The sequence below is a fragment of the Mesorhizobium sp. M0701 genome (genome assembly GCF_040320365.1).
Classification (GTDB): domain Bacteria; phylum Pseudomonadota; class Alphaproteobacteria; order Rhizobiales; family Rhizobiaceae; genus Mesorhizobium.
This window is the reverse complement of record NZ_JAMYPO010000001.1, coordinates 41,663-54,096: the sequence shown is the minus strand read 5'-3', so window position 1 is coordinate 54,096 and position 12,434 is coordinate 41,663. Positions and strand designations below refer to the sequence as shown.

The following is a 12,434-nucleotide window of genomic DNA, read 5'->3' as shown; positions in this document are numbered from 1 at the left end:
GGTTCGTGCCCTGCTCCCGAAGCCTGAGCGCCGATAGACCTGCCTGCTATTTCCTCAGCTAATAGATCGATATGATTGCAGGATTAACTGTTTCATATCCCAGGCGCGGCTCCGATTTGTCTTTCGAAATCGCGCTGGAGACAGTTCCGGTTGAACTGCAATCCAATTTTGTTTCCCTGTTTTTCTTGATCGTGCTGCCCGACAGGTCGGCGCCGGCCGACGTTACTTCTGTACTGACCACTCTCTTTTTCTCGTGCGCAACGGCGGCGGTGGATACGGCCATCACAATTGCCGCACAAATAATCGTCAATCTCATTGATTTCCCCCTTAGAGCACCTCAAACGTGTGGTCGACTGCCTTGAGACGCCGGCGAAGACGGTACTCGCGCCTAGCCGGCCCATGCAGCTTCCGACTGCACAAGATTGTAACTACATTAGCTGCAGCGCAAGTAACCATTTCGGACTAGGGAACGGGTTCCCCTTCGATCGAAAGCGCTGGGCTGCCGGCGAAAAAAGCAGGCGTTTTAGCCGTTCTCGCCGCCGAGCGCCTTCCAATTTTGGGACAGAGGTTGGCTGATGCCCTTAAACTCACGGCTACGCATTGGTTGGATCTATGCAGCGACAAGGCCAACCTTGGCAAAGCCTCTACATAGTCACCTTCGGGCAGCACCAGTCTTGGAATTCACGCCCTCAAGCAAGGCGAGCAAGCCTTTCAGAATTTCGATTGGCGGCGGCGGACAACCTGGAATGTGCAGATCAACAGGCAAGGCCTCGGACACTCCGCGCACCACCGCATAGCTGCCGGAGAAACAGCCGCCATTGCCTGCGCAATCTCCCAGTGCGACCACCCATTTTGGGTTGGGTGTTGCGTCGTAGGTCCGCTTCAATGCCTCGCGCATGTTTTTTGTGACCGGCCCGGTGACGAGCAGTACATCGGCATGGCGCGGTGATGCGACGAACCGGATCCCAAAACGCTCGATGTCATAGAAGGCGTTGTTCAGCGCGTGCATCTCAAGTTCGCAGCCGTTGCAGGAACCAGCATCGACCGCCCGGATCGACAGGCTTCGCCCCAATCGTTTGTGAGCAGCCCCATCGAGCGCGCGTGCGAGTTCGTCGACTGCCGTGCTGCTTGCCAACGGCGGACGCTCGGTGAGAGGGGGGCGTATCAGGCTTTCAAAAAGAAGCTTGCGCATGACAGCGTGCCTTCAGAGATCATGGCCCGAATAAGAGCAGTTGAACGATTTGTTGCACAGCGGAAAGTCGGCAACGATGTTTCCTTCGATCGCCGCTTCAAGGAGCGGCCATTGAAACCATGACGGATCACGGAGGTGACAGCGCTCGACCAAGCCGCCCTTGCCAATGCGCAGCCAGGCCAGAATGTCGCCGCGGAAACCTTCGACGAGCGCCATGCCTTCATGCGATCGGTTTGTCTGCGCGAAATCGACACGGATCGGTCCGTCTGGCAGTTGTCGCAGGACTTGTTCGATCAGGGACAGGCTCTGTTCGACCTCGTGGATACGAATCCATACACGGGCGTTCACATCGCCTTCCTGGAGGAGAGGTACATCGAAGGCGAGTTCGCCATAGGGTGGATAAGCGAGATTGCGTCGGGCATCGAAGTCCCGACCGGAGGCCCGGCCAACGTAGCCTCCGGCGCGATATTGACGAGCGAGTTCCACCTTCAGCCGGCCAGTCGCGACAGTCCGATCCTGCAGCGACGCCGTGTTGTCGTAGAGCTCGACCAGCGCGGGAAACCGCTGCCTGATCTCTTTGATCAGGGACCTGAGTGCTGTCATGCCCTCATCGCTCAGGAAGCTTGCCACGCCTCCGGGCACGATGCAGTCGCGCATCAAACGATGACCGAAGGCAGCATCGCTTGCCCGCAATACGCGCTCACGCAGCACCCCACAGTGGGCATGCATGAGCGCGAAGGCGGCATCATTGCAGATAGCGCCGATGTCGCCCAGATGATTGGCCAGGCGCTCCAACTCGGCCATGAGCGCTCGCAGCCAGACCGCGCGTGGGGGAACCTGGATACCCAGCGCCGCCTCGACGGCGCGGGCAAAAGCGAGGGAGTATGCCACGGTACTGTCGCCAGAGGTTCTGCCCGCCAATTTGGCTGCACGGTCGATGTCGGACCCCGCCATCAGGCCTTCTATACCCTTGTGCGCGTATCCGAGGCGCTGCTCCAGCCGGACGACCGTTTCACCGCTCGCCGTGAACCGGAAATGGCCCGGCTCGATGATGCCGGCATGCACGGGCCCGACCGGGATCTGATGCAGGCTCTCCCCCTCGGCAGGCAGGAAACTGTACGGGAAGGCAGTCGCAGCAGACATCCGGACGCGGGTACTCAACGGATAGCTGACACCCCAGTGGCCATGATCAAGCCACCGTCTCATATCAGGCGCGCCTTGTGGCAGGAGCCCGAACAGGTCAGCAGCCGCACGTTCGAGCCGCAATGCGGGCGGATGCAGCCGGCCGACCGATGGGTAGCGGCCACTGGGGCATTCCAGGCTGACAACGCCGATGTCCCCGGCGCTTTCATCGAGAAGTGCCATGTGGACGGCGCCTGGCTCACCCCATAGGCCGAGCAAGCTCCAGTGGCCTTCGGCCAGTTGCTCGACGGCAAAGCCCCATTTTTTCGGAGTCACCACGGCGCGCGACCACGGGAAATGATTTTCGACACGTTGGCCAGCAAGGATGAGGTCGATCAGCGCGGGCATGCTCTTTCTCTCCTCTGCTCACCCCAGGATACTTGCGACGTGCTGGAACCATGTGACCAGCGGTGGCGGCAGATAGATGCCGGCAGCAAACACCAACGCCAAGTGGGAATACATCGGAATGTAGGACGCCTCGGCGGGTGCAGTGCTGCCGCGCGGTTCGCCGAAAGCGACGCCGGTCAGTCGAAGCAGCAGGGCGCCGAAAGCGAGCAGAATCCCGAAAACCAACGGCATTGCCAAAAGAGGGTGTCTTGCAAATGTCGAACTCACGACCAGGAATTCGCTCATGAAGATACCGAGCGGAGGGAGGCCGGCAATGGCAACGACGCCGATGACGAGCGCCCAGCCAAGGGCAGGATGTGTTTCCGTCAGTCCCCGGATTTCGGCGATGTTCTGTGTCCCCTTGACCTGGGCAATGTGGCCGACCGTGAAAAAGATCGCCGACTTGGTCAGGCTGTGCATGACCATGTGCAGCAGCCCGGCAAAATTGGCGAGCGGGCCTCCTATGCCGAAGGCGAACACGATGATGCCCATGTGCTCGATCGAGGAGTACGCGAACAGGCGTTTGATGTCGCGGCGGCGGTAGAGCATGAAGGCCGCGAAGACAAGCGACGTCAGTCCCATCGTGATCATCAATGGCCCAGGTGCGATCGCTTCCGGGCTTGCCGCGAGCAATAGCTTGAAGCGCAGCACGGCATAGAGTGCGACGTTTAACAGCAAGCCCGACAGCACTGCGGAAATCGGCGTTGGACCCTCAGCATGCGCGTCTGGCAGCCAGGCATGTAAGGGCGCAAGGCCGACCTTCGTCCCGTAGCCGAGCAGCAGAAAGATGAAGGCGACATTGAGCAGAGCCGGATCGAAGCGCGCGGCGTGAGCGATGAGCACCGTCCAGACCATCGCATTCGTCCCCTCGCCAACAACCGGCTGTGCAGCCATGTAGACGAGGATAGTGCCGAACAGTGCGAGCGCGATGCCGACGCTGCCCAGAATGAAATATTTCCAGGCTGCCTCCAGCGCTTCGTGCGTGCGGTAGATGCCGACCATGAGCACGGTGGTCAGCGTGGCAAGCTCCACCGCCACCCACATCAAGCCAATATTGTTGGACACGAACGCCAGGTTCATGCCGAACATCATGACCTGGTACATTGCGTGATAAAACCGCAAGTTCGGGACTGTCAGCCGCCCGCTCTCCAGTTCGTGGGCAATGTAGGAAGCGCTGAAGACGCTGGTGGTGAAGCCGACGAATGTGTTGAGCACGATGAAGACGATATTGAGATCGTCGACGAGCAGATACTGCCCAGGCTGCGGGCGGGCGGTGACAAGAAGCGACAGTGCGGCGAGCAAGGTCAGCAAGCTCGCCGCGACATTGACGCCCGCCGATATCTGGTATTTCGGCAGTGCCGCCAGAAGTGCGGCCGCGAAGACCGGTATCAGCAAAATGGCGGCCACCGCATCGAGGGAAAACGCGGTCAACGGTGTTCTCCCCTGTAGTCGTCGAGCGCGCCGACATCCACCGAGTCGAACCTCTCGCGAATGCGGAACAGGAAGACTCCGATGACGATGAAGGCGATAAGGATCGAGAAGGCGACACTGATCTCGACGACCAGAGGCATGCCCTTGGCCCCCGTGGCGGCGAGGACCAGACCGTTCTCGAGCGACATGAATCCGACAACTTGGCTGACGGCGTTACGGCGGGTGACCATCACCAGCAGCCCCAGCAAAATGATGGACAGCGCGAAAGCCAGGTCCTCGCGGGCGAGGGGATCAGCCTCGGGAGTGACGCGCAGCATCAGGACCATGGACAGGGTCACCAGGCCTATCCCCGCAAGCATCGTCGTACCGATGCCGACGGCGGTCTCGACGTCACGATGGATGCCGAGCCGCTGAATGATGCGATGAAGCCCGACAGGAATGACGATCGCCTTGAAGACGAGGGCGATCGCCGCCGTGACGTAGAGATGATGCGCGTCCTGAATGTATGCCTGCCAAGCTACGGACAGGGCCAGCACGATTGCATGAAGCGCAAAAACGTTGATCAGAGCAAAGAGGCGATCCTGATACAGCATCATGAAACTGACCAGCACCAGGCCGCCGGCGAGCAGGTGAGCGATGTCGAAGGTGAGGCCGTTCATCAGAGGCTCCGTGAGACGAACAGCAGGAGCGTGCCGAGCAGGGCCAGCATCAGCGCTGCCCCAAGGAAATCCGGGACGCGGAAGACGCGCATCTTGGCGATAGCAGTCTCAAACACGGCGAGGAGAACGCCACAGACGGCAAGCTTGCCGACATAGGCGACGACACCCGGAGCAAGGGATTCCAGTCCTGCACCGGCGCTCGCCAGTCCCCAAGGTAGGAAGACGCAGGAAATCAGCGACACATAGAGCAGAAGCTTGAGGAAGGCGGCAAACTCGATCATCGCCAGATGGCGACCGGAATATTCCAGCACCATCGCCTCATGAACCATGGTGAGTTCCAGATGGGTCGATGGGTTGTCCACGGGTATGCGGGCGTTTTCGGCGATCGCCACCATCACGAGGGCGATGAGCGACATCCCGAGCGACACCCGCAAGCCAACCTCCGGTGACCCCATGAAGGCGGCGACCGTTGAGAGTTGCGTAGCACCCGCGACGAGCGCCAGGCTGAACACGATGAGCAGCATGGCGGGTTCGGCCAGCGAAGCGATCGTCACCTCGCGGCTCGAGCCGATGCCGCCGAAGCTCGTGCCGACGTCCATGCCTGCCAGCGCCAGGAAGAACCGGGCGCTTCCCAGCAGTGCGACAATGGCTATGAGATCGGCGGTCCAACTGAATGTGAGGCCGGCGGCGAATGTCGGGATGAGCGCCGCGCCGACCCAGGTGGTGGCAAAGATCAGATAGGGCGTCACGCGAAACAGCCAGGATGCGTTGTCCGCCAGAACGACTTCCTTGCGCATCAGCCGCAAGAGATCGCGGTAAGGTTGGATCAGGGAAGGACCCTGGCGGCGCAAGAGCCGTGCCTTCACCTTGCGCACGAATCCGGTCAGGAGCGGCGCCAGCAAAAGCACCAGCGCCATCTGCGCGCCTTGAACGGCCAACTCGAGAATCACGGCCATAGTGCGAGCACCAGGAGCAGGACAATGAGAAAGAGAAAGACGAGGGTCAGGTAGCGCCTGATCGTCAGGAACTGCAGATGGTTGAGGTGGTCGGTCGCAAAGTCGAGGGCCCGGCCGATAGGCAGGTACAGCGTCTCCCAGATCACATCATGCATTTCGACATTCAGACGAGCCGGACCGGTCTCGCCAGGTGCCGGCATTTCGACGGTTTCCCTTGCACGGAATACGAACGTGCCGAAGACGCGGCGGATAGGCTGCGCGAAGCTGACGGCCGTGTACTGCGAGCTCGGGACCACATCCGGGAAGCCACAACCCCAGGCGGGACCCCGACGGAGTGCATGTGATGCAAAGCGATGGATCACATATGCCGCAGTGGATGCGGAAAAGGCGATGAACAGGAACACCAACAGGCCGTTGTAGGAACTGCGGCTCGCTGCAATCGGCACGATAGACAGCCAGGGCTGGGCCACCTGCACAGGCATCCGACTGCCGATCAGTGGCAGTGTCACCGATGAGAGGCCGTCTATCACAAGACCGGGCAGAATGCCGGCCAGGAGACAAAGGGCAGCGAGAATGAACATTGCCGCCAGCGAGTAGCGGTCGACCTCATGCGCCAGTTCCACCGCGGCCGAGCGTGGCCGGCCGAGGAATGCAATCCCGAACGCCTTTACAAAGCAGGCCGCGGCCAGTGCCGCTGACAGCGCCAGCAGACCGCCAACGGCGGGCACCATGACCTTCAGTCCCCATTGTGGCAGATCGGGGCTCTGCAATATGGCCTGAAAGGCCAGCCATTCGGAGACGAAGCCGTTGAAGGGTGGAAGTGCCGAGATCGCGACGCAACCGACGAGAAAGGCAAAACTTGTAAAGGGCATGCGGTGGATGAGACCGCCCAGCTTCTCCATATCCCGCTCTCCGGTTGCCGTCAGCACGGCGCCCGCGCCGAAAAACAGCAGGCTCTTGAAAAAGGAGTGGTTGAGGACGTGGAACAGCGCGGCGGTGAGGGCCAGCGCTGCAGCCGATGGCATGGCGTTCGCCTTGAAAGCGAGCGCGAGACCAAGGCTTACGAAGACGACGCCGATGTTTTCAATGGTGCTATAGGCAAGCAGTCGCTTCAGGTCCTTTTCCATCAGCGCGTAGAGGATGCCGAGAACCGCCGTCAGGCCGCCAAGGGAAAGCACGGCAACGCCCGACCACCATGCCGGCTCACCGAGCAGATCGAAAATAACGCGTATGAAGCCATAGACTGCGACCTTGGTCATCACGCCGCTCATGAGAGCCGAGACGTGGCTTGGCGCGGCCGGATGCGCGAGTGGCAGCCAAACGTGCAGCGGGACAAGTCCAGCCTTGGAGCCGGCGCCCAGCAGCATGAGAACCAGGACGAAAGCAGCGGCGAACGGGGTGGGGTCGGCGGCTCGCATCGCGTCGAATGTGTAGGTTCCATCGGATCCGGCGAGCAGGCCGAACGCAAGCAGCAGCGCGAGTGTGCCGAAGCTCGCCATCACGAGATAGATGTAGCCCGCCCGCGCATTGTCCTGCTCGCGATGGTGCGCCATGACAAGCGCCCAGGAGGCGAGCGACATGAATTCCCAAGAAAGCAGGAAAGTGAAGGCGTCGTCGGCCACCACGACAAGGTTCATTCCGGCTAGGAAAGCCGGGAAGAACGGCAGCACCCGATGCGGCGCAGACTCATGCCTGCCATAGCCGAGGCCATAAAGACTGGCCATGGAGCCGCCGAAGTTGACGACGATGAGGAAGAAAGTCGAGAGCGCATCCAAACGGAAATGAGCGCCAATCCATGGCAATCCAAGAGGCAACACCACAGTCGACGGGGTGACGGGATTGTCGGCGATGCGGCTCGCGAGAACCATGAGCACGGCCGCCGATATACCTAGCGTCAAGCCGTAGATCAGGCGTGTTCCCGAGTCCGATCTGCGGCTTTCCGCAATCGCAAGCACCGCAGTCCCCAGAAGCGCAGCAACGCCCCACAGGAGGACCGCGGCCGCCGAAATCACGCCACGCTCCTCGCGGGGAGTTTGGCATCCGTATCGACCCCGCCAAGAATTTTAGCGGGGTCAAAATCCGCTTTCAGTCGCACGCCGCGCCCGCCGATTTGGCTGGAGGCGCCTTCAGCGATCAATTCCACGCCGGCGAGGTCAAGTGCCCCGATCAGCTTCATGAGGGAATCGACGTTACCCCGAATAATCGACTCGCTGGCTTCCATGCGTTGAATTGTCGGCACGGAAAGACCGGACAATTCGGCAAGCCTGCGCTGGTCGATGCCAAGGAGCGCCCTGGCGGCACGCAACTGTGGAGCAGTTATCACGGTCGCATCCCCTTTTTGCTCAGCTTTGAGATGTTATCTCTACGTCTTGCAGCATATATTAAAATGGGGCGCATTCAATTAATGATGCGTGACGCATCTGTCTTGAGGCTGTAGAAAACCGGGCGATACGCCCTGCGCCTCGAACCAAAGCCATGCGGCCATTCCCGTCACGGCCAGTCTTGTCGCCAGCCATCTCGGATTGCGCGTGATGGGGCAATGGGCCTTATCTCGGCCGGCCATTCGATTGGAGCCGCCGCGGGCTACAGACCTTTTCAGGATCCGACCGGCACCTGGACCGTCAATGATGCTCGTGCCGGGCGGCCCGCCGAGATGGGCAGCCGAACCATCGTTGGAATGAACCAGCACGATCCCGAGGAACTCGCCGATCTCCTCAACGGGCTGAATGCACAAAGGCAATCTGGTTCTGCGGACGGAATTTCTGAAGAAAGCTTAGGAGAGCCACCGCTTCGATGGGATGTTGTCTCGAGGCTTGTACGGGAGTGCAATCTAGAGCACCGAAACGTCATGGCCCTCGCAGCTATCGGATCGCCCTGTCTTGAGAGAAGCGCCCTGCTGCAAAACCGGGTGTCAAAATTGCAAAATCGCGCGACCCGCTACAATGAGACGACTGGCACCGGTACATCTCTATGTATCTGATTTATCTTTAGGATTTGGTAGCGGGAGAGCGCTACCGCCTTTCCCCCCACTCGGAGAGCATGCGATATTTTCTACAGTGTCGGGCGTGATGGGCCTGTCTCGGTGCTGCAAAGACCGGTAGGGAGCGGGAGAGTCTGACCCGAAAGCTATCCACGACGCGAACGGCAGCTTTGCGCCCAATGTCGGACGTTGAGGTCGGCTTGCGCGTGAGCTGAAAGCGGACATTCTGATGGGGTCGCAGAACGCCCGAAGGGGCGACCCCTAGCTGACATTTGCCTCAGATATTTTCCGGCGTGACTATTTCGAATGGAATTGACCGCTGAAGGGTGGCGAACGGTGCTTGTGGTCCAATGACATCAATCATGGTTTGGACAAGAAAGGCCGAGGTTGCGTCGAGCGGATGACAGAGAGCTGCAGTGATCAACCCTTCAGACAGTCCCTTTCGGGTTTCGGGTCCAATATCACGGCAAACCAGCTTGATACCCGACCGCTTTTCGAGAGTTGCCTCCCTTAGCGCACGGAGGACGCCGGTTATTCCGCCGCCGACGATCAGAATGCCCACAAGGTCGTCAGTCGCCTTCAGCAACTCGGCCACCATGCGGTACGCCTCACTCGATTCCTCATGCGTCGGGCGACTTTCCTCCACTGTTAGCCGCGGAGCATGCTCGCGCAAATAGGACCGGAAGCTGGCGTCTGCGACGTCCTGGCATTGATAGCGGTGGTTCCCTATGAACACCGCAATGCGACCAGGGCCATGTGTGGTCTGGGTGATCAGGAAGGCTGCGGTGCGCCCCAGCTTCCAGTTGTCGGTGCCTACATACGCCGCTCGTTCCGGCGCTGATTGGTCGGTAATGTAAGAGATGACGGGTTTCCCGATCTCCTTCAGAAAACGGATGGCTTGGCCAATGATCGGATGATCTGCGGCGACTACAGCGACAGCGTCGCACGACTCGCCGAGCGCGACGAGGCGGCTCGAGATCGTCTCCGGTGTCAGCAAATCCACAAAGTCGATAACCGGCTCGATCACCTCGTCCCGGCGATCGCGACAGGCGGCAACGATTTTCTTTCCGAACAGCTGGTAGAGGTCACGGGTCGATTGCTGCAGCAGGAACCCCAATCGGTACTGTGGTGATAGCTGACGGGCTCGGTTGTCAATCGCACCGATGCCGTAGAATCCTATTTCTGCCGCAGCGCTTTGAACGCGTTGAACAGTTTTCGGGCGCACGGAAACGGTCCCATTCAGAATTCTATTTACCGTCGCTGTGGATACGCCTGCGGCGATAGCGAGATCGCGAATTGTCGGCCGAGTCATGAACCTCACCTTCGTTTGTATCATGATGATTGAGCCGAAATGATACAAATGTCATTTTGATATTATTTTCGACTACTACAAATATCAACCCTCCGATATGAAATGTGCCAGCTAGGGATATGATCTGATGATGGCTCCCGGCGGCTAGACCCACACGCACAAGACTGATCCGAGCACGGAGGTGCTGTTACGATGGATGACCTTCAGTATGGGACACGCGACAAGCGCGGCAATTGGGCGCCGCACCGCCGCGCCGAACCGGCGCCGTTGTGGCATCGTCCGTTCAATGCAAGAAAGGTCATCGCCTGGCTCCCTGATTTTTTTTGGCCGTGGAATGCTTTCCACATCGCCACATCGCTCCTCTGGGTGAATTTTCTCATCCCGAACTGGCAGAGCCTGGCAAGCTTGTCGGTGCTCAACTATTTTTGGCTTTACGGTCTGAACGCCGCCGGCATTTTCCTGTTTTATGGCTTCTTCGAGCTGCGCTTCTACGTTCATCGCCGGCAGGGCACGCGCTTCAAATACAATGCCAAATTTCCGTCTGATGTGCCGTCCGATGTTTTCTGGTTCCAGCGCCAGAACCTAGACAATTTCCTGCGGTCCTTCTTTGTCACCATTCCGCTGTGGACGGTGGTCGAAATCGTGATGCTGTGGGTCTACGCCAACAGCTGGGCGGTCTGGCTGCCCTGGACGACCAATTGGCTCTACTTGTCTTTCCTGGTGTTGCTCGCGCCGTTTGTTCACGAGGTTTATTTCTTTCTGCTGCACCGCGCGATCCACTGGCCACCTGTCTATAAGTGGGTCCATTCGGTTCACCACAATTCGATCAACCCCAGCCCATGGTCGTCTCTTTCCATGCACCCCGTGGAAGGCTTCCTGTATCACGCCGAGGCGTGGCTGCACCTGCTGATCCCATCCAACCCGGTCTGCGCCTATTTCACGCTGCACGGCGCCGGCTTTGGCGCGGTCAACGGTCATCTTGGCTTCGAAACGTTTGAACTGACCGACAAGTTGAATCTCGATAGCCACTCTTATGTGCATTACCTGCACCACAAGTACTTCGAGGTGAACTATGGCGGAGACGGTCTCGTGCCGCTCGATAGGCTGTTCGGTACCTGGCACGACGGCAGCAAGGAGGCCGACGACGCGATGAAGGCGCGCTTCCTCAAAAAGAAAGAGAAGCTACGCGCCAAGCAGCAAGCCCCTGGGGCAGGCTCGGGTATGCCGGCGGAGTGACGAAAGGCATCAGCGCCTATGAGGAGAGGGCGCGGGGCAGCAGAACTTAATTTGAACACCTGCAGAGCGGGTGAAACCTGGGAGGACTACTGTGAAGCTTTTAAAGACACTCATATCGGCAACGGTTCTGACTGCATTCAGCACCGGGGTGACACTTGCCGCCAACATCTTCGTGATCGGCGGCAAGCCGGACGATCCGTTTTGGTCGATCGTCAAGCGGGGCGCCGAAGACGCCGGCAAAGTGGTCGAGGCCCAGGGCGGTAAGGTCACTTGGCTCGGTCCCCAGAACTATGACAATCTGGGTGTGGATGCTGCCGAGCTGATCCGGCAGGCCATCGACCAGAAAGCCGATGCCATTGTCGGTCCGGACTGGGTGCCAGAAGCAATGGATCCTGCGTTCAAGGCCGTCAAGGATGCCGGCATTCCACTGGTCATCTACAATGCTGGCGGGTTGAAGGCGGCCGATCGCCTCGGCGCGCTGAACTACGTCGGCTCTGACGACTACAAGGGTGGCGTCGCGGGCGGCGAGTACCTGGCCAAAGCCGGCAGCAAGAAAGGCGTCTGCATCAACACCCTCCCGGGTGCCGCCAATATCGAAGCTTATTGTGGTGGCTTCAAAGAGGGGATGAAGAATGGCGGCGGCGAGGCCGACGTGTTGCCCTTGCCCGCCACGTCGTTCGGTTCAGCTACAGCTGTTGCGCAGGCTGTGAAGGCCTATTTGCTGCAGCACTCGGACGTGACCGCCGTGTTCACCATCGGTAACGTTGACGCCAACTCCGCCATGAACGGCCTCACCCAGGCCGGAAAAAGTGATAAGGTTCATCTCTGCGGCATCAACTTCGACGAGACCATCCTGAACAACATCAAGGATGGGAAACAGGCCTGCGCGATTGATCAGCAAGGCTACCTGCAGGGCTACCTCGCCGTGGCGATCCTGAACGGCAATGTAAACTACGGCCTCACCGTGCCCACTCGTGAGATCCTGACTGGACCCGGCATCATCGATAAGGCTTCCGTAGATGCTACCATCGCTGGTGTGAAAGCCGGGACGCGATAGCCCTTTGTTCAGTGCCGCCCTCGCATGGAGCGGGGGCGGCCA

The 12,434-nt window shown here is 59.6% G+C and carries 12 protein-coding genes; 3 read left to right on the top strand and 9 right to left on the bottom strand.

The window, feature by feature from the left end; translation table 11 throughout:
- Positions 1 to 58: 58 nt before the first annotated feature.
- The 8 genes from NKI24_RS00295 to NKI24_RS00260 all read right to left on the bottom strand — a co-directional run bounded on the left by NKI24_RS00295 (position 59) and on the right by NKI24_RS00260 (position 8,130).
- Positions 59 to 316 (bottom strand): hypothetical protein, encoded by a 258-nt coding sequence (locus tag NKI24_RS00295; protein WP_352742738.1) that lies wholly within the window; start codon positions 314 to 316, stop codon positions 59 to 61.
- A 336-nt stretch (positions 317 to 652) separates the two neighbouring features.
- Positions 653 to 1,192, bottom strand: coding sequence for an NADH-quinone oxidoreductase subunit B family protein (locus NKI24_RS00290; protein WP_352682056.1), 540 nt, complete (start codon positions 1,190 to 1,192; stop codon positions 653 to 655).
- 12 nt (positions 1,193 to 1,204) lie between these two features.
- A complete protein-coding gene (locus NKI24_RS00285) occupies positions 1,205 to 2,722 on the bottom strand; it encodes a hydrogenase large subunit (protein ID WP_352742736.1) in 1,518 nt (505 codons plus the stop codon).
- Between the two features lie 18 nt (positions 2,723 to 2,740).
- On the bottom strand, positions 2,741 to 4,192 hold the full coding sequence (locus tag NKI24_RS00280) for a hydrogenase 4 subunit F (RefSeq protein WP_352742734.1): 1,452 nt from the start codon (positions 4,190 to 4,192) through the stop codon (positions 2,741 to 2,743).
- The gene (locus NKI24_RS00275) at positions 4,189 to 4,851 is read right to left on the bottom strand and encodes a hydrogenase-4 component E (protein ID WP_023675519.1); all 663 of its coding nucleotides are present in this window, start codon (positions 4,849 to 4,851) and stop codon (positions 4,189 to 4,191) included. The genes NKI24_RS00280 and NKI24_RS00275 overlap by 4 nt, the downstream gene beginning before the upstream one ends.
- The gene (locus NKI24_RS00270) at positions 4,851 to 5,807 is read right to left on the bottom strand and encodes a respiratory chain complex I subunit 1 family protein (RefSeq protein ID WP_352742732.1); all 957 of its coding nucleotides are present in this window, start codon (positions 5,805 to 5,807) and stop codon (positions 4,851 to 4,853) included. Before NKI24_RS00270 ends, NKI24_RS00275 begins: the two co-directional genes overlap by 1 nt.
- The gene (hyfB, locus tag NKI24_RS00265) at positions 5,798 to 7,816 is read right to left on the bottom strand and encodes a hydrogenase 4 subunit B (protein WP_352743074.1); all 2,019 of its coding nucleotides are present in this window, start codon (positions 7,814 to 7,816) and stop codon (positions 5,798 to 5,800) included. Before hyfB ends, NKI24_RS00270 begins: the two co-directional genes overlap by 10 nt.
- On the bottom strand, positions 7,816 to 8,130 hold the full coding sequence (locus tag NKI24_RS00260) for a helix-turn-helix domain-containing protein (RefSeq protein ID WP_352452924.1): 315 nt from the start codon (positions 8,128 to 8,130) through the stop codon (positions 7,816 to 7,818). The genes hyfB and NKI24_RS00260 overlap by 1 nt, the downstream gene beginning before the upstream one ends.
- Before the next feature lie 216 nt (positions 8,131 to 8,346).
- Here NKI24_RS00260 and NKI24_RS00255 point away from each other — a divergent pair, with 216 nt between their 5' ends.
- Positions 8,347 to 8,787, top strand: a complete 441-nt coding sequence (locus tag NKI24_RS00255) for a hypothetical protein (RefSeq protein WP_352742730.1) — start codon at positions 8,347 to 8,349, stop codon at positions 8,785 to 8,787.
- Positions 8,788 to 9,064: 277 nt separating this feature from the next.
- Here the strand turns inward: NKI24_RS00255 and NKI24_RS00250 are convergent, their stop codons facing one another.
- Positions 9,065 to 10,099, bottom strand: coding sequence for a LacI family DNA-binding transcriptional regulator (locus NKI24_RS00250; RefSeq protein WP_352742728.1), 1,035 nt, complete (start codon positions 10,097 to 10,099; stop codon positions 9,065 to 9,067).
- A 192-nt stretch (positions 10,100 to 10,291) separates the two neighbouring features.
- Between NKI24_RS00250 and NKI24_RS00245 the strand changes: the two genes are divergently transcribed.
- On the top strand, positions 10,292 to 11,335 hold the full coding sequence (locus tag NKI24_RS00245) for a sterol desaturase family protein (protein WP_352449063.1): 1,044 nt from the start codon (positions 10,292 to 10,294) through the stop codon (positions 11,333 to 11,335).
- 112 nt (positions 11,336 to 11,447) lie between these two features.
- A complete protein-coding gene (locus NKI24_RS00240; RefSeq protein WP_502901421.1) occupies positions 11,448 to 12,392 on the top strand; it encodes a sugar ABC transporter substrate-binding protein in 945 nt (314 codons plus the stop codon).
- Positions 12,393 to 12,434 lie beyond the last annotated feature (42 nt).